At 53.9% G+C, this 16,687-nt stretch carries 15 protein-coding genes; all 15 read left to right on the forward strand.

Going from position 1 to position 16,687, the window contains the following annotated elements; genetic code table 11:
• Window positions 1-156 precede the first annotated feature (156 nt).
• Window positions 157-528: a cupin domain-containing protein gene (locus K341_RS0102730; RefSeq protein WP_006696188.1), complete on the forward strand. Its 372-nt coding sequence runs from the start codon at window positions 157-159 to the stop codon at window positions 526-528.
• Between the two features lie 237 nt (window positions 529-765).
• The gene (locus tag K341_RS0102735) at window positions 766-2,295 is read left to right on the forward strand and encodes a YifB family Mg chelatase-like AAA ATPase (protein ID WP_026761764.1); all 1,530 of its coding nucleotides are present in this window, start codon (window positions 766-768) and stop codon (window positions 2,293-2,295) included.
• Between the two features lie 19 nt (window positions 2,296-2,314).
• The gene (gene cutA / locus K341_RS0102740) at window positions 2,315-2,647 is read left to right on the forward strand and encodes a divalent cation tolerance protein CutA (protein WP_009438545.1); all 333 of its coding nucleotides are present in this window, start codon (window positions 2,315-2,317) and stop codon (window positions 2,645-2,647) included.
• A gap of 108 nt (window positions 2,648-2,755) precedes the next feature.
• Entirely contained in the window at window positions 2,756-3,718 is a 963-nt protein-coding gene (locus K341_RS0102745; RefSeq protein ID WP_026761765.1) for a hypothetical protein, read from the forward strand.
• Complete coding sequence (locus tag K341_RS12230; RefSeq protein WP_369791743.1) at window positions 3,684-4,394, forward strand: glycosyltransferase family protein; 711 nt, start codon at window positions 3,684-3,686, stop codon at window positions 4,392-4,394. The genes K341_RS0102745 and K341_RS12230 overlap by 35 nt, the downstream gene beginning before the upstream one ends.
• 26 nt (window positions 4,395-4,420) lie before the next feature.
• Complete coding sequence (locus K341_RS0102755; protein WP_026761767.1) at window positions 4,421-6,190, forward strand: O-linked N-acetylglucosamine transferase, SPINDLY family protein; 1,770 nt, start codon at window positions 4,421-4,423, stop codon at window positions 6,188-6,190.
• 34 nt (window positions 6,191-6,224) lie between these two features.
• A complete protein-coding gene (locus tag K341_RS0102760) occupies window positions 6,225-9,617 on the forward strand; it encodes a DNA polymerase III subunit alpha (RefSeq protein ID WP_026761768.1) in 3,393 nt (1,130 codons plus the stop codon).
• A gap of 9 nt (window positions 9,618-9,626) precedes the next feature.
• Window positions 9,627-10,358, forward strand: coding sequence for a pseudouridine synthase (locus tag K341_RS0102765; RefSeq protein ID WP_026761769.1), 732 nt, complete (start codon window positions 9,627-9,629; stop codon window positions 10,356-10,358).
• Window positions 10,355-11,608 carry a BaiN/RdsA family NAD(P)/FAD-dependent oxidoreductase gene (locus K341_RS0102770; RefSeq protein ID WP_026761770.1) on the forward strand — a complete coding sequence of 418 codons (1,254 nt, stop codon included), beginning with the start codon at window positions 10,355-10,357 and terminating at the stop codon, window positions 11,606-11,608. Before K341_RS0102765 ends, K341_RS0102770 begins: the two co-directional genes overlap by 4 nt.
• 5 nt (window positions 11,609-11,613) lie before the next feature.
• Window positions 11,614-12,930 (forward strand): 3-phosphoshikimate 1-carboxyvinyltransferase, encoded by a 1,317-nt coding sequence (gene aroA, locus K341_RS0102775; RefSeq protein ID WP_026761771.1) that lies wholly within the window; start codon window positions 11,614-11,616, stop codon window positions 12,928-12,930.
• A 12-nt stretch (window positions 12,931-12,942) separates the two neighbouring features.
• Window positions 12,943-13,596: a (d)CMP kinase gene (gene cmk, locus K341_RS0102780; RefSeq protein WP_026761772.1), complete on the forward strand. Its 654-nt coding sequence runs from the start codon at window positions 12,943-12,945 to the stop codon at window positions 13,594-13,596.
• A gap of 13 nt (window positions 13,597-13,609) precedes the next feature.
• Entirely contained in the window at window positions 13,610-14,215 is a 606-nt protein-coding gene (locus K341_RS0102785; RefSeq protein WP_009348813.1) for a lysophospholipid acyltransferase family protein, read from the forward strand.
• A 73-nt stretch (window positions 14,216-14,288) separates the two neighbouring features.
• Complete coding sequence (locus K341_RS0102790; protein ID WP_026761773.1) at window positions 14,289-15,044, forward strand: MBL fold metallo-hydrolase; 756 nt, start codon at window positions 14,289-14,291, stop codon at window positions 15,042-15,044.
• 16 nt (window positions 15,045-15,060) lie between these two features.
• Window positions 15,061-16,170, forward strand: coding sequence for a S1C family serine protease (locus K341_RS0102795; protein ID WP_009348810.1), 1,110 nt, complete (start codon window positions 15,061-15,063; stop codon window positions 16,168-16,170).
• A gap of 1 nt (window position 16,171) precedes the next feature.
• Complete coding sequence (gene rlmH / locus K341_RS0102800) at window positions 16,172-16,651, forward strand: 23S rRNA (pseudouridine(1915)-N(3))-methyltransferase RlmH (protein ID WP_026761774.1); 480 nt, start codon at window positions 16,172-16,174, stop codon at window positions 16,649-16,651.
• Window positions 16,652-16,687 lie beyond the last annotated feature (36 nt).

A 16,687-nucleotide genomic window follows, 5' to 3' on the forward strand; every position in this document is an offset into this window, starting at 1 on the left:
TGCTCCTTTGCTGATGTTTTGTAGCAGAACCATTATAGCACGGGATGTCACTATGGATTTTGTTTTTGTTTAGCTGTTCAACTTCATTTTACAACGAACCGAATTATAATAACATGGAATATTTCAACCAATGATTGTACGAGAGGAGAAAACGTGATGAGCAAGGCGATTACAAACGATTTCGAGACACGCCGTTATCGTCTCGCCGAAGTGGCGAAATCGGGCGATGTCGCGACGCGCACACCGATCTACGCGACGGAGTCGACGAGCGGGGTTGTTTGGGTGCTAAAGCCGGGGCAAACAATCAAGCCGCACGGACACGCCAAAGCGGACGATATCTGGATCTGCATTCAAGGTGAGGGCGTTTTCTATCCAGCAATCGGCGAGGAACGCCCTATCGAAAAGGGGGATGTCATCGTCTCTGCAAAGGGGATGTGCCACGGCATGAAGAACACGGGCACAGAGGACTTCATTTTCGTTGGCATCCTTGCCCCCGTTCCGGCAGACTACTTTCCTATCGAAAAATAGCTATTATTTTAATCGCTTAATTTTCTGTGGAAAATTCTCCAGTGGGAGTAGTAGAGCGTTCAAATAGCAAGGTTGAACTTTATTATCAGTATTTTACTAAGATTTCTCACCACAGAGATTCCATTCGCTCTACCTGGACGTCTGGAATCTCTCTTTTTTGTTGCAAAGAATCATTAGCCATCTTCCCCTATCCTGTGTTATAATTTTCTTATATTTGAAACGTGGGAGGGAAGGCCGTTGTTTGCAAAGACCTATGGTGCGACGACCCTCGGGATAGATGGACGGATTATCGACGTTGAGGTGGATGTGTCGCCCGGGCTGCCGGGCTTTGAGCTGGTCGGTCTTCCCGATACGTCGGTAAAGGAGTCGAAGGAGCGGGTACGGACTGCGATTCGCAACTCGGGCATTCAACTGCGGCAGGAGCGAGTGACGGTGAATCTTGCACCTGCCGATGTGCGAAAGGACAGCTCGGGGCTTGATCTGCCAATTGCGGTTGGTCTCCTTGCATCCTACGGTATGGTTCCGGAGATGGCGGTGCAGAGTGCTCTCTTCTCGGCGGAGCTTTCTCTCGATGGGAACTGCCGTCCGATCAGCGGGATTCTTCCGATGGCGATTACGGCGCGTGAGCGGGGACTTACGGAGTTTTACGTTGCACCGTCCAATGCAGACGAGGCACTCCTGATTGACGGACTGAAGGTCTATGCGGTCGAGAATCTGGCGCAGCTTGTGCGTCATTTGACAGGGGCAGAAACACTGACTCCCGCTGAGCCACAAGCAACAGAACAGAAAAAGGACGCTGCGTTTACCGATGACTTTGCGGACGTACAGGGGCAGTATCAGGCGAAACGTGCGCTTGAGATTGCGGCAGCAGGAGGGCACAATGTCCTCATGGTTGGCGTTCCCGGCTCGGGCAAGACGATGCTGGCACGTCGGATGCCTTCGATTCTGCCGGAGCTGACGAAGGAAGAAGCCATCGAGATCACGAAGATTTACAGCATCTCGGGGCTGCTCGGAAAGGATACAGGGCTTGTGACCACGCGCCCCTTCCGCAGTCCGCATCATACGTCCTCGACGGTGGCGATGATCGGCGGCGGGAGCATTCCGCGTCCGGGCGAGGTGACGCTTGCCCATCACGGCGTGCTCTTTCTCGACGAGCTGCCGGAGTTCAGCAAGAAGACGCTTGAGGTGCTGCGTGAGCCAATCGAGGATCGTCAGATTACGGTGTCGCGTGCGAACGCAACACTGACCTTTCCCTCTAGTATCATTTTGGTAGCGGCAATGAATCCGTGTCCATGCGGATATTATGGAGATAAGAACCATGTTTGTGAATGCAGTGCGGGGGAGATCAAGCGGTACACGCGCAAAATCTCGGGGCCGTTGCTTGACCGCATCGACATTCACATCCGCGTGTCGCGTGTGGATTACAACGACCTGCATACGACGCAGCGCGCGGAGTCCTCGGCGGCGATAAGAGCCCGCGTCGTTGCCGCGCGGGAAGCGCAGCGTGTGCGGCTGAAGTCATACGATCTGTTTTGCAACGCGCAGATGAATCACAGCATGATCAAAAAATACTGCCGGCTGCAATCGGATGCCGAGGGCATTTTAGAAGCGGCGTTTCACCGGATCAATCTTTCGGCACGCTCGCACGACCGTATCATCAAGGTTGCCCGTACGATCGCAGATCTAGACGGCGCACAGGAGATCGCGGCGAAACATATTGCCGAGGCGATTCAGTTGCGCAGCGATATCGGTCTCAATATCGACTAAAAATATCGGAGTGAATAGCGTGTGTAATCATTCGGAATATGTCAAACTGGAAATTTTCATTCCCGAGACGCATCTTCCTGCGCTTCGTACGGCTCTGCAGTCCGTAGATGCCGGGCATATGGGCGATTACGATTCCTGTTTTGCGTATAGCCGCGTGACAGGAACGTGGCGCCCGCTCGAGGGGGCGCACCCGTATGCGGGGACGGTCGGAGAGATATGCGAAGCGCCCGAGTTGAAGGTGGAACTATGTGTTGCGGCGCAACGCATGGAGGAGACGGTTGCCGTCATCCGTGCCGTACATCCCTATGAGATGCCCGCGATCTATGCACTGCCGCTCATCGGTGGAATTTGAGTGTAAATTCCACCAGATATACAACTTCCTTGGAGATTATGGTATAATGGGAAAGTATGTCAATATGACATGTTTTTTTATTTGTCAGTTTAGGAAGGAGATGTGTTTGTGGCAGAGAAGATCCGTCCTGAACTTCTCTCGTTCTTACCCCCTGGCATGATGCCTCTGAAAATTCTTGTCGTGGAGAGTCTCTCTTACTTAATTAAACTAAAAGAGATGTTTCCCCAAGCGGAACTATATGCTGTGACCGCCGAATTGGATCAAGAAATATCCGTTTTTCCTGAAGGAATTCATTGGGAATTTCTTGACTATCTTTCTGTTCCATTACCATATACACGAAATTATTTTGACTACATCATCTCAGATCTCACATTGGAGTGTGCTGCTAATCCTCAGGACATAGCGGCGGGGTTTTCTACATTTTTGAAAGAAACGGGAGCCTTACTCACAAGTTTTCGCAACATTCGACATTGGTCTGTATTGCAGAAACTCATGGAGGGACATTATTACGGTGTTGTCTCACGTCTTTTTGCACGACCCGAGTTTGAAAATCTGCTTTACGCGTCCTTTTATAAGAATGTTTGCGTTCGAAGACAGCTTCGTGAGGCTTCCGGCGAATTGATCGATCATCTTGTTGCGGCGGGCTTTGAAAATGAACACAAGGATCTTGAGACGGAATTTTACCTTGTTCGTGCTGATCGTTCTATGCCGGAACTCTCCTTGCTTAAATCCATGTATACAGGGGCGGACCGTCAGGAGTTATCACGGCTGATTCATCGCATCGAGTATGAAGTAGACTGCCCGGAATCTATCCGAACACTGTGGTTCAAGGTAGAGACTTTGAATATTTTTTCGGATTATCTCGCTTCATTTATTCAAGAAACCGTTATGCATCAGGAGGCGTTCTACCGACGGCTGCTTGTACATTCTTTCGGGCGGCAGGATTTTATCATTCGAATGCTTGCATATAGTGCGAGAGAAGCGTTTGATCCTTCGATGCGCAGAGTTTTTGCGGCACTCCAAAAGGAAGCTGAACATGGAAACGAAGGGATTTTATATGCCCGAACTTGATCGCAATAAGGTTGCCTTTATTTCCTGCGTCAACGATGAGGATATGTATGGTGAATGCCTGCTGTACTTAAAATCATTGCATGTTCCGCACGGCATATCGGTCGAATATATTCCCGTACGCGGGGCATCATCAATGTGTTCAGGCTATAACGAGGGCGCACGCAAAACAAATGCGCGATATAAGGTGTACCTGCATCAGGATGTGCTCGTAGTCAATAAGAATCTCATTCAGGATCTTTTTTCCCTCTTCCGGGACGAGGAGACTGCGCTTATCGGCATGATCGGGTGCCGTAGTTTGCCGCATTCCGGTGTTTGGTGGGATGGTCTGCGTACCTATGGCAGGGTTTTGCATCATTGTGAATCCGAAAGTGTTGTGGATTCTCATTGTATGGAACCAGACGGAGACCATATTGAGGTGGAAGCAGTGGATGGGCTTCTCATTGCTATGCAGTATGATATACGTTGGCGGGACGATTTATTTACAGGATGGCATTTTTATGATACGTCTATGTGCATGGAAGTTCGTCGGCATGATTTTAAGTCTGTGGTGCCAAATCAAGAACAAAATTTTTGGTGTATCCACTGTCCGCAGGAAAAGCCGCTTTCACCTGATTACAAACGCTATCAAAAGATATTCCTCCGAGAATACGGCTCTGAATTGAATCCCGAAGTATAAAATCTAAAGAAAGGAGGGCTTCCTACATGCAAGAGCAGCCTCCGCAGAATGAACACAAAGCCGAAGAGAAGATGAATTGGCTCAAACTGGCTGCAAAATTTTCCGCAGACGGCGATTTGAGGGGGATGCGTGCCTGCGCTCAGGAAGTCGACAAACTTGCGGAAGGGGATGTCGATGCTGTGGCGGTCAATGCAGAGGCAGCACTCTACAGTGGCAGTATTGAAGAGGCACAGCAACTTGCAGAGCAAGTACTCCGCGTGTCACCTCGCCATCCGCGTGCCCGCATGGTATGGGCAGGGCTTGCCGCACTCGAATTTCGCCTTGGGGATGAGATCTCTCTGCTGGCTGATCTAATTGAAGAGCTTTCCTACAAAGCAAAAATTCTTGGTGAAGACGATCCTGCCTACAGCATATATTATCAAATGCTTCGGCGTGCGCGCGGCTGGCTTGCGGATGCGTTCTATCTTGGCGGAGAGGCAAAAGGTGCAGCTCATGAGTTGCTGATGTCCAGCCGCCTTGCTAAGGAGCCGAGTGAAGAGGCGGAACTCTACAGTAAATACTTGTTTATGCGGAACTATCGTTATCTCGGAGCGCGCGAAGGTCGGCAAAAAGCAGAGCTCTATAACGATATGGTTGCTGTGACATCTTACACACATGAAAATGCATTGCGTACAGAGCATCGAAAGCTCCGGATAGGCTACATCTCACCGGATTTTCGTGAGCATGCGGTCGCATATTTTTTAACGCCGCTGCTGCGCCATTTTGACGGAGAGCAGTTCATGGTTTTTTGCTATGCGACGGGGCGGAACGATGCAGTTACGGATCGTTTGCGTTCACGGCGCGTGACCTGGCGTGATTTACGCAGCAGATCCCCACGGACAGCCGCACGTCTTATCAATGAAGATAGAATAGATATCCTTGTTGATCTCTCCGGGCATTCTCAGGATAACGCGCTGCCCATTATGGCCTATCGTCCTGCACCCATCCAGATCTCCGGCATCGGTTATACAAATACGACAGGGGTAGATACTATAGACTATTTCTTGTCGGATGAAATTTGTATTCCCTATGGAGACACCACAGCGGAATCAGGTTTTACAGAACAAATCCTAAGAATGCCACATTCGCATCTTTGTTATGCGCCGGAGGAAATTCGCCCGATGCCGGAGACAGGCTTTGAAGCTCCTGTGCGCAGAAACGGCTATGTGACCTTTGGCAGCTTTAACAATTTTGCCAAAGTAACGGATGAAACCTTACTACTATGGCGTGGTATTTTAGAATCTGTTCATGATTCGCGGCTTGTCATAAAAGGAAAAATTTGCAGCATTGATGCCGGTAAGGATTTTCTAAAGAAACGGCTGTCACTGCTCAGCTATGATATGACGCGTGTCGAGCTGCGCCCCTACAGTCCCGATTATCTCGAACAATATCGCGATATTGATATTGCACTTGATACGGCGCCATACAACGGCGGATTAACCACATGTGAGGCACTCTACATGGGAGTACCCGTGATCTCAATACGCGGTCGTACACACGGCGCACGTTTTGGCGCGTCTATTTTAACCAATGCCGGTGTGCGTGAACTCGTCGTAGAAAACGATATCAATTATGTACGACGCGCCGTTCAACTGGCGGAGTCGCCAAAACTAATTGAGGCATATCACGCGGGGCTTCGGACGAATATGAAGCGATCCCCACTGATGGATATACAGTCTTATATGCACGCTTTGGAAGATGCATATGTGGAGATTTGGAAGAAATTCTGTGACATAGGGGCAAAACAGTCCATATAGGAATGGATCCAAAAGATGAGAGGAGGAAACATACATGTCGTTTGTCCATCTGCATGTACATACGGAATACAGCTTGCTTGACGGTGCAAGCCGCATCAAGGAGTTGGTGCAGCGGACGAAAGAACTGGGGATGGACTCTGTTGCCATCACGGATCACGGCGTCATGTATGGAGCCATTGCTTTCTATAAGGAAGCCATGGCACAAGGGATTCATCCAATCATTGGTTGCGAAGTCTACGTTGCGCCACAGTCACGACATGAACGTACAGAGGTGGACGGTGTTCGCTATTATCACCTCATCCTGCTTGCGGAGAATGAAATCGGCTACCGTAATCTCGTTCGCCTTGTATCCCTCGCAAATATCGAGGGATATTATTATAAGCCACGTGTCGATAAAGATTTGCTTCGTCAATACCATGAAGGAATCATTGCGTTGTCTGCCTGTGTGGCAGGGGAGATTCCGCGATCCATCCTGCTCGGGGATCCGGAGCGTACTGACGAGATTCTTGCCGAATATGTGGATATATTCGGTCGAGACAATTTTTTTCTAGAGCTACAGGATCATGGGCTCCCTGAGGAAAAGACTGTCAATCATGCCTTACGTGATCTTTCAAAAAAACACGACATCGGACTTGTTGCGACCAATGATATCCACTATGTGAGAGCAGAGGACAGCGAGTTTCACGATATACTCCTCTGTGTACAGACGGGGCGAACGATCAACGATCCCAATCGGATGCGGTTCTCGGGACCCGATTACTACCTGAAATCGGAAGCCGAGATGACAGCGCTCTTTCACGATTATCCGGGCGCTGTTGAAAACACTGCAAAGATTGCCGCGCGGTGCCGTGTAGACTTTACCTTTGGAGAATTGCAGCTGCCGTTTTACCCAATTCCAGAAAAATTTGCTGATGATGATGCGTATTTACGAACACTCTGTGAAGAACGGCTGCCGGAGCGTTATTCGGAGATTACTAATGAGATTCGTTCGCGTCTGGACTACGAGCTCGGTGTCATTCACGGGATGGGATATGCCAGTTACTTCTTAATCGTCTGGGATTTTATCAATTATGCACGAGGACACGGTGTTGCCGTAGGTCCGGGGCGCGGCTCAGCGGCAGGAAGCATCGTCGCGTATTTGCTGGAGATTACGAATATTGATCCGCTCCGATATGCGCTCCTTTTTGAGCGGTTCCTGAATCCTGAACGCGTGTCCATGCCGGATATCGATATCGATTTTGACGACATCAATCGAGGCAGAGTGATTTCGTATGTCAAAGAGCGCTATGGGGAAGATCATGTCGCACAGATTGCTACATTTGGTACGATGGGAGCAAAAGGGGCGATTCGCGATGTTGGGCGTGTTCTGGAAATGTCGTTTTCAGAAGTGTCCAATATTACAAAGCTTGTGCCGAGCGAACTTAACATTACTATTGACCGCGCACTAAAGGAATCCGCGGATTTTCGCCGTCTCTATGACGAGGATGAATCGGTACGTCGTGTCATTGATCTTGCGCGCAAGATTGAGGGACTGCCTCGCAATACGTCCATCCATGCGGCGGGCGTTGTGATCGCGAAGGAGCCGCTGACCAATCACGTTCCCGTATGGATATCGGAAGGAACTCTTGTCACCGAATTTGATAAGGACGATGTCGAGGCACTTGGTCTGCTCAAGATGGATTTTTTAGGGCTGCGGACGTTGAGCATCATTGAAGATGCACTTAAAAATATCCGCACGTCCCACGGGATCGACATTGATATCGACAATATTCCACTCGAAGATGATCTGACTGCACAAATGCTGTGCGATGGCGATACGGGTGCAGTGTTTCAGATGGAATCTGCGGGTATGACGAATCTTGTCAAGGATCTGCAGCCGAAGGGATTCGTCGATCTGATCCCGACGGTCGCGCTCTATCGCCCGGGACCGCTCGGCAGCGGCATGGTGACGGACTTCATCGACGGACTGCATGGAAAAAAAGAAGTTGTCTACATGCATCCACTTCTCGAACCGATCCTAAAGGAGACATTCGGGGTCGTGCTCTATCAAGAGCAGGTCATGCAGATCGTACAGGTGCTCGCGGGATTTACGCTCGGTCAGGCGGATCTCCTGCGGCGTGCTATGGGCAAGAAAAAGCATGAGCTCCTCATGGCTCAGAAGGAATCTTTTCTTGCTGGTTGTGCGAATAACGGCATCGACGCCCCCCTCGCGAACCATATCTTTGATTTGCTGACACATTTTGCGGATTATGGGTTTAATAAATCGCACAGTGCATCTTACGGACTCCTTGCATGGCAGACAGCATATCTCAAAGCACATTACCCCGTAGAGTTCATGGCGGGCGTCCTCACGAGCATTATGGATAAGACGGATAAAATTCCCGTCTATATCCGGCTTTGTCATCAGATGAAAATCAGGATACTGCCGCCGGACATCAATTCTAGTGCGGCAACATTCAGTATCGAAAGCGGCGCAATACGATTTGGTCTTGCAGCGGTCCGCAATGTTGGCGAGAATGCGATTGCCGTGCTGGAGCATGTCCGCGAAGAGGGCGGGCCTTTTCGCTCTCTGGTGGATTTCTGCACGCGTGTCGATCTACGAATACTGAATAAACGGGCGATCGAGAGTCTCATCAAATGCGGTGCATTTGACAGCCTTGGAATTGATCGCAATCATCTCCTGGCGTCACTTAATGCCGCCGTCACGGATGCGGCACGCAGGCAGCGTGATTTACTGAGTGGCCAGATTGGTCTCTTTGGCGACGAGGCCATGGCAGAGATCCAGCAGATCGGTGATTTTGACGATGTTCCGCTCTGTACGCCGCGCGAGCGTTTGATCTGGGAGAAGGAGGCAACCGGATTTTACATTACGGGGCATCCGCTGGAGGACAATCAAGAGACGCTTTCGCATTTGCAGCCAATCGGGCAAATCGCTGCGGCAGTGCGGCGGGATCGCCAGCTCATGCGCGTCGGCGGTATCCTCACGAGCACGAAGCGTTTTACGACGAAGAAGGGCGACACGATGCTCTTTGCGGATTTGGAGGATTTCACAGGAACGCTTGAGGTCACGGTATTTCCGCGTGTCTTTTATGCCCATGTATCCGACTTGGAGCCGGATCAAGTCGTGGTTATTCAGGGACGCGTCGATACGGCAGGTGAGACGCCGAAACTGCTTGCCGACGAGATTTGGCGCATTGACGATTATCGGACGTCGTATTATCTGACGCCGCCCCAAGATGCGGATCGCGCCGCACTATGGGAGAAAATGAAGGACGTGTTTGCCGCACACACCGGAGATCATCCCGTCTATGTGCAGAGTGACGGGCGATGGCGCAGACTGGACGAGACGTATTGGATTGATGGCACGCCCGAGGTACGGGCGGAGCTCAGTACGCTTTTGGGCGAGACTTCAGTGCGGATTCGATAGAGGAGAATGATGGAAGAGCGTTTGCAAAAAATACTCGCCAATGCGGGGATCGCTTCGCGACGCAGCGCCGAGGAGATGATTCGCGCAGGGCGCGTGACTGTAGACGGCGTGTGCGTGACGGAGCTCGGGCGTAAATATGACGCCGCGCTGCATGAAATTGCCGTGGACGGGATCCCTGTGCAGAAAGAAACGGAACGCGTCTATCTCCTGCTCAATAAGCCGGTCGGCTATCTCTCCACGGCACGCGATGACCGCGGACGCAAGACCGTGCTCGACCTCCTGCCTCACACTTCTGCACGCCTTTACCCCGTAGGGCGCCTTGATGCCGATACGGAGGGACTGCTGCTCATCACGAACGACGGTGCTATGACGCAGGGGCTCCTGCATCCGCGGTATGAGATTGACAAGGTATACCGCGCGGAGATCGAGGGGGCGTTGACGCCTGAAAAACTGAGGCACCTGCGCGGCGGTATTCTCTTGGAGGACGGTATCACCGCGCCCGCACGCATGCGTATTCTTTCCGCAGACGACACGGTTACGACCGTTGAAATCGTTATCCATGAGGGACGCAACAGACAGGTGCGACGCATGTTTGCAGCCGTCGGATGCCGCGTCCTGCGTCTGCGCCGTGTACGGTTTGCAATGCTCACGCTGAAGGATCTCCCGTGTGGTGCGTCACGTCCGCTGAGTACAGAGGAGATCCGGGAGCTGAAGGTACTGTCCGGAGGTGATGTGCGGTGAAACGGGTTGTCGTCGTAGGGGCGGGACCCGCGGGCATGATGGCGGCGATCACTGCAGCGGAGCACGAGGGCAGCGTGCTGCTCCTCGAGAAGATGCCGCGCGCCGGGCGCAAGATGATGATCACGGGAAAAGGACGCTGCAATGTCACAAGCGCGGATGACCCGGCGGACATCATCAAGAACATTGCGGGCAATGGTCGCTTTCTGAATAGTGTCATCCGTGCGTTTGACAACGCCGCGGTCATGGCGTTCTTCGAAAATGTCGGTGTACCGCTCAAGACAGAGCGCGGCAATCGGGTATTCCCTCAGAGCGATCGTGCTGTGGACGTGGTGGATGCCATGATGCGCCGTCTGCGCGATCTGCATGTGGAGCTTCGTACGAATACGCACGTGCGGGCGCTTGTTGTTACAGACGGTGCGATTCGCGGCGTTCGTTTAGAGAGCGGCGATACGGTCGCGGCGGATGCCGTCGTCCTCGCGGTCGGCGGCGCGTCGTACCCGCTGACGGGATCGACGGGCGACGGCTATGCGATGGCACGGGATGCAGGGCATCATATCGTCCCCATATTCCCTGCGCTCGTGCCGCTTTGTACGGCGGAAGGATGGGTGAGGGACGTGCAGGGGCTGTCTCTGCGCAACGTCCGTGCCGCTCTTTACAGTGCGGGGAAAAAACAGGCGGAAGAGTTCGGCGAGATGATGTTCACCCATTTTGGCGTGACGGGGCCGATCATCCTGCGTCTCAGCAGACGTGCCGCAGAGCTGATGAACGGGGGCGCGGATACGCTGACGCTGAACTTGAATCTCAAGCCCGCCCTGAGCTATGAGGTACTGCATGCGCGCATCGAACGCGATTTTTCCAAATACGAGCGCAAGCAGGTGCGCAACGGCATGATCGATCTCCTGCCAAAGCGGCTCATCGACATTGTTCTCGGTGCCGCGCAAATTTCCCCGGAACGTACGACGGGGCAGGTTTCGGCAAAAGAACGCAATCGGCTCGCGCAAACATTGCAGGCACTGCTACTCACGATCACGGGGACGCGCCCGCTCGCCGAGGCGATCGTGACGGCGGGCGGTGTAGAGACGCGCGAGATCGATCCGCGTACGATGGCGTCAAAAATCGTGCGCGGGCTCTATTTTGCAGGGGAAGTCGTCGATGTGGACGGCTTCACGGGCGGCTATAATTTGCAGGCGGCGTTTTCCATGGGCTATGCCGCGGGGAAATACAGTGCCGACGATACGGAAAGCGAGTGAAATCTATGTCGGAGATGAAGATCATTGCCCCCGCCGTCCACGGATGGAGGGGAGAACCTGTGATTCCGGGCGATAAATCGATGTCGCACCGCAGTGTGATGCTCGCGGGTCTTGGAAGCACGCCGGTTCATATCAAGAATTTTCTCCATGCGGCGGACTGTCTGTCGACGGTCGGCGTCATGCGCGCGCTTGGCGTCCGCGTCGAGTTTCCCGCGGACGGCGAACTCGTTGTGACGGGGCGCGGCCTCCATGGACTCTCCGAACCTGCGTCCGTACTTGATGCCGGGAACTCGGGAACGACGCTGCGGCTGATGATGGGGTTGCTCGCTCCGCAGCCCTTTTTCTTGACGTTTACGGGAGACGCGTCGCTCTCGCGCCGTCCGATGGGGCGCGTCCTCTTGCCGCTCGGACAAATGGGCGCGCGGATCTACGGCAGGAACGACAACAATAATCTGCCGCTCAGCATTGTCCCCGCAGGAAAGAAACTGTGCGGCATTTCGTACGACAGTCCCGTTGCCAGCGCGCAGGTGAAATCCGCGATCCTCCTCGCGGGGCTCTATGCGGATGCGCCCACGTCCGTGACGGAGTCGTTCGTCTCACGGGATCATACCGAGCGGATGCTCGCGGGATTCGGCGTTCGCGTAGAGCGCGAAGGATGCACGGCACGCGTATATCCGGTCACGCGGGAGGAGGATTACATAGCGCCCGAGGAAATCACGGTGCCGGGGGACATCAGTTCGGCGGCGTATTTCCTTGTCGGCGGGAGCATCATCAAGGGCAGTCGGCTTCTCCTCAAAAATGTGGGCATCAACCTGACGCGCACCGGTATTTTGGACGTGCTTGCGCAGATGGGCGCACATATTGCGGTGAAAAATGAGCGTACGAGCGGCGGCGAAGCCCTTGCCGACATTTCTGTGGAGACGGCGGAGCTGCACGGCGTACGAGTCGGCGCGGAAATCATGCCGCGTCTCGTCGACGAGATCCCCATTCTCGCCGCCGCGGCATTATTTGCCGAGGGCGATACCGTGATCACCGGCGCGGGAGAACTGCGCGTCAAGGAGACGGATCGTCTGCGTGCGATCGCGGACGAGTTTGGGAAAATGGCGCCCGGCAGCATCGAGGAGCTGGAGGACGGACTGATCATCCGGGGGAAACGTCCGATTTGCAAAGCACGCGTGCACAGCCGCAGCGATCATCGCATGGCAATGTCGCTTGCCGTCCTTGGCACGGCGGCGGACGGTGCGGAGATCGAGGAACCGGACAGCGTTCAGATTTCGTATCCGGCATTTTTTGAGCAGTTAGACCGGCTCGCCGGAGCATAGGAGGGAAGTTCTATGAAAAGTATTATTGCCATCGACGGACCTGCGGGGGCAGGAAAGAGCACCATCGCCAAGCGCGTGGCGGAGCAGCTCGGCTATATCTATATCGACACGGGCGCGATGTACCGCGCCGTCGCATGGAAAACGCTCCGCAGCGGCGAGGAGGTTACGGACCCGGCGATCCTCCGGGCGGCTGCGGATATTGACGTGCGCCTTTCCTGTACGGACGGCGGGACGCGCGTCACTGTTGACGGCGCCGACGTGACGGGGGAGATTCGCACGCCCGAGGTGACGGGGATTGTTTCGCGCGTTGCGGCGCTCGCCCCCGTGCGTGCCAAGATGGTTGACCTCCAGCGCGCGATGGCAGGCGCCGGAAAGGTCGTCATGGACGGACGCGACATCGCGACGAACGTCCTCCCCAACGCGGACGTTAAGGTGTTCCTCAGCGCATCGGTCGAGGAGCGGGCGCGCCGCCGCCATAAAGAGATGCAGGAAAAAGGATACGACGTCGACCTCGCCGAACTGCAAAAAGAAATCGCCGCCCGTGACAAACAGGACAGCGAACGCGAAATCTCCCCGCTGCGTCAAGCCGACGACGCGATCCTCATAGATTCGACCGGGCTGTCGATCGAGGAAGTGACCGCTCGGATTCTTGCGCTCTGCGCATAGACGAGGAGGGCATATGGTATACGGATTTTTCCAATATCTTTTTCGATTTATCTTTTATGTCATTTTTCGAACACGGGTCTATGGGCGTGAGAACATCCCCGCAGAAGGCGCGGTCATCTTGGCGGCTAACCATGCGAGCAACGCCGATCCGCCGCTCATGGCAAGCCTAATCGAGCGCCCCGTCAGCTACATGGCAAAGATCGAACTGTTTGAGAACCCCATTTTTGGCGGCATCATCCGCCGCTGTCATGCGTTTCCGGTCAAACGCGGTGAGTCGGATCGCGGCGCGATCAAAACTGCCGTTCAGGTGCTCAAGGAAAAGCGCATCCTAGGACTATTCCCCGAGGGCACGCGCAGCAAGACGGGCGAACTCAAAAAGCCGGAGGCAGGCGTCGCTCTGATTGCCGCAATGACAGGCGCGCCCATCGTCCCCGTCGCGATCCTCAACACGCATCGAATTTTCGCGAACGGCGGAAAAATCCCCGCGCTTCGCATCATGTACGGAGCGCCGATTTCCTTTCAAGGCGACCGCAAGAGCAAAGAATCTCTGGATGCGTTTTCGAACGAAATTATGGCGCGCATCGCCGCGATGCGGGACGACCTCAAGAGCATGTCCTAAATTTACTCATATGAATTTTGCAGACATTTTACAGGCAAACGGAATATCATGAGCGGGAGAGAGGGGCGGTAGATTGCAGGTATCCATACTGGCAAGCGGGAGCAAGGGAAACTCCGTGTACGTCGAGCTCGACGGGACGCGTCTGCTCGTCGATGCCGGCATCTCGGCGGCGCGGATCAAGAAAGGGCTTGCCCGGCATGGCGTCGATTTACAGTCGATCGATGCGGTGCTTGTCACCCATGAACACATCGATCATGTGCGCGGCCTCAAGACACTGTCCAAGCAATACCGCCTGCCTATTCTCGCTACGCAGGGAACGCTGGAGAATATCGACGGAGGAGAGGCATTTGCCGATGAGATGCATGTCGTGACGGGCGATTTTTCCATCGGCGGGGTACGCGTTCAGTCGTTTGCGACCTCTCACGATGCCGCGGAACCCTGCGGATTTCGCATTGAAGGCTCTTCCTGCTTTACCCTTGCCACGGATCTTGGCGTCGTGACCGACGGCGTACAGGCGGCGATCGAGGGGGCGGATGTGCTCGTCCTTGAGGCGAACCACGATCCGGAGATGCTCAGGCGCGGCGGCTATCCGTGGACGATCAAGCGAAGAATTCTCTCAGACAGAGGTCATCTTGCCAATAACGAAGCAGCGTGGGCGCTCATGCGCATGAAGAAGCGCCCTCGCAAAGTCTATCTGGCGCACCTCTCCGAGGAGAACAACCACCCCGCACTCGCGCATGATACTGTGCAGGAAGTTCTCTCCGCCCATGGCGTTCTGATTGATGTCGAAGCCTGTCTCCCGGAGGGCGGGGTATCGACGATTATATAACAAAGGAGATGCTATTATGAATATCCGTTCTGTCTTGCGGCGCCGAAAGAGCGTGGCAGTCATAGCTGCGCTTGCCGCGGCGTCCGTCATTGTCTTTGGCGGGTGCTCCATGGGAACGGCAGCCGACAACAGTGTCGGGGGAATGAAGTCGATACAGGCGGCAGATACCTCTGGACTCTCTGAGGCCCGGAATACGCCTGTCGTGCGTGCAGCAAAGGCAGTTGGCCCCGCCGTGGTCGGGATCACGAACAAAGCGGTTGCACGAGATTGGTTCAATAATCCCGTAGAGACCGAAGGTGTCGGCTCGGGCGTCATTTTCCGTAAAGACGGCTATATTGTCACCAATAACCATGTTGTCAGTGGTGCAAAGGAGATTATCGTTTCTCTCTCGGACGGACGCAGTCTCAAAGGCAAGCTCATCGGTAAGGATGAGTTTACAGATCTTGCCGTCGTCAAGGTAGATGCGAACGATTTGCCGACCGCCGTCTTTGGGAACTCCGACAATATTGTTGTGGGAGAACCTGCCATTGCCATTGGCAACCCGATGGGGCTTGAGTTCCAAGGAAGTGTCACCGCCGGTGTGATCAGCGCACTGAACCGTACTCTTGACATCAGCGACAAACGCGTGAAGCTGCTCCAAACCGATGCCGCCATCAGCCCCGGAAACTCCGGCGGCGCACTTGTCAACGCAGACGGCGAAGTCATTGGCATCAACAGTGCAAAGGTAGCGGCAAGCGGAGTCGAAGGGATGGGTTTCTCCATTCCCATCAACACGGTGCAGACAGTCATCAATGAACTGATCGAAAAAGGCTATGTTGCGCGTCCGTATCTCGGCGTGTCCGTCTTTGATCCTATGACGGCAGAGCGTTACGGCTATCAGCTCAACATCGACAAGGGCGTCTACATTTTCCGACTCACACTCGACGGTCCCTGCGGCAAAGCAGGATTCCAACGCGGTGATATCATCCTTGAGATTAACGGTGAGGAGATCAACAGCGTTGCCGATCTGCGCAACAAAATTGCCTCGTATCAGGTCGGTGACACGATAACGATTACCTATGACCGTAACGATACGAAACATAAGGCCGACGTCGTTCTCGAAGAGATGCCGCAGGACGATAAATAAAATGCGGGTCACCGTCCTATGCGCAGGGAAACTCAAAGAGAAGTACCTGCACGACGGCATCGCCGAATATGCCAAGCGGCTGCGTCCATACGTTGATCTCCGCACGATTGAGATTACTGAGGAACGAATGAAGGAGACTCCATCTGCGGCGGAGAAACAGGAAACGCTTCGCCGAGAAGGCATGCGTCTCTGTGCACAGATCCCACAAGGGGCATATCTTATCGTGCTGGACGTCGGAGGCACGGAACTTTCCTCTGAAGAACTAGCAGCACATGTTGAGCAGATCTGTGTCGCGGGGAAGAGTCATATCGTCTTTCTCATCGGAGGCCCGTTTGGACTCTCTGACGAAGTACGCCGCGCAGCCGATTTACGGCTTTCATTTTCCCGATTTACACTGCCGCATCAGCTCATTCGGCTTATGCTGATGGAGCAGATCTATCGCGTCTTTAAGATCAATCGCAGGGAACCATATCACCTATAGCCCCGGGAGAGGTATCTGCATCCGGCAGAGCCTCTC

The organism is Centipeda artemidis DSM 19719 (genome assembly GCF_000426665.1).
GTDB classification, from domain to species: Bacteria; Bacillota; Negativicutes; order Selenomonadales; family Selenomonadaceae; genus Centipeda; species Centipeda artemidis.

Excerpts from the sequence above, each read along its gene's own strand:
- cmk (WP_026761772.1), top strand. The coding sequence starts at position 12,943 with ATGAAAAGTATTATTGCCATCGACGGACCTGCGGGGGCAGGAAAGAGC.
- K341_RS0102765 (WP_026761769.1), top strand. The coding sequence starts at position 9,627 with ATGGAAGAGCGTTTGCAAAAAATACTCGCCAATGCGGGGATCGCTTCG.
- K341_RS0102785 (WP_009348813.1), top strand. The coding sequence starts at position 13,610 with ATGGTATACGGATTTTTCCAATATCTTTTTCGATTTATCTTTTATGTC.
- K341_RS12230 (WP_369791743.1), top strand. The coding sequence starts at position 3,684 with ATGGAAACGAAGGGATTTTATATGCCCGAACTTGATCGCAATAAGGTT.
- K341_RS0102795 (WP_009348810.1), top strand. The coding sequence starts at position 15,061 with ATGAATATCCGTTCTGTCTTGCGGCGCCGAAAGAGCGTGGCAGTCATA.
- K341_RS0102760 (WP_026761768.1), top strand. The coding sequence starts at position 6,225 with ATGTCGTTTGTCCATCTGCATGTACATACGGAATACAGCTTGCTTGAC.
- aroA (WP_026761771.1), top strand. The coding sequence starts at position 11,614 with ATGTCGGAGATGAAGATCATTGCCCCCGCCGTCCACGGATGGAGGGGA.
- K341_RS0102730 (WP_006696188.1), top strand. The coding sequence starts at position 157 with ATGAGCAAGGCGATTACAAACGATTTCGAGACACGCCGTTATCGTCTC.
- K341_RS0102755 (WP_026761767.1), top strand. The coding sequence starts at position 4,421 with ATGCAAGAGCAGCCTCCGCAGAATGAACACAAAGCCGAAGAGAAGATG.
- rlmH (WP_026761774.1), top strand. The coding sequence starts at position 16,172 with ATGCGGGTCACCGTCCTATGCGCAGGGAAACTCAAAGAGAAGTACCTG.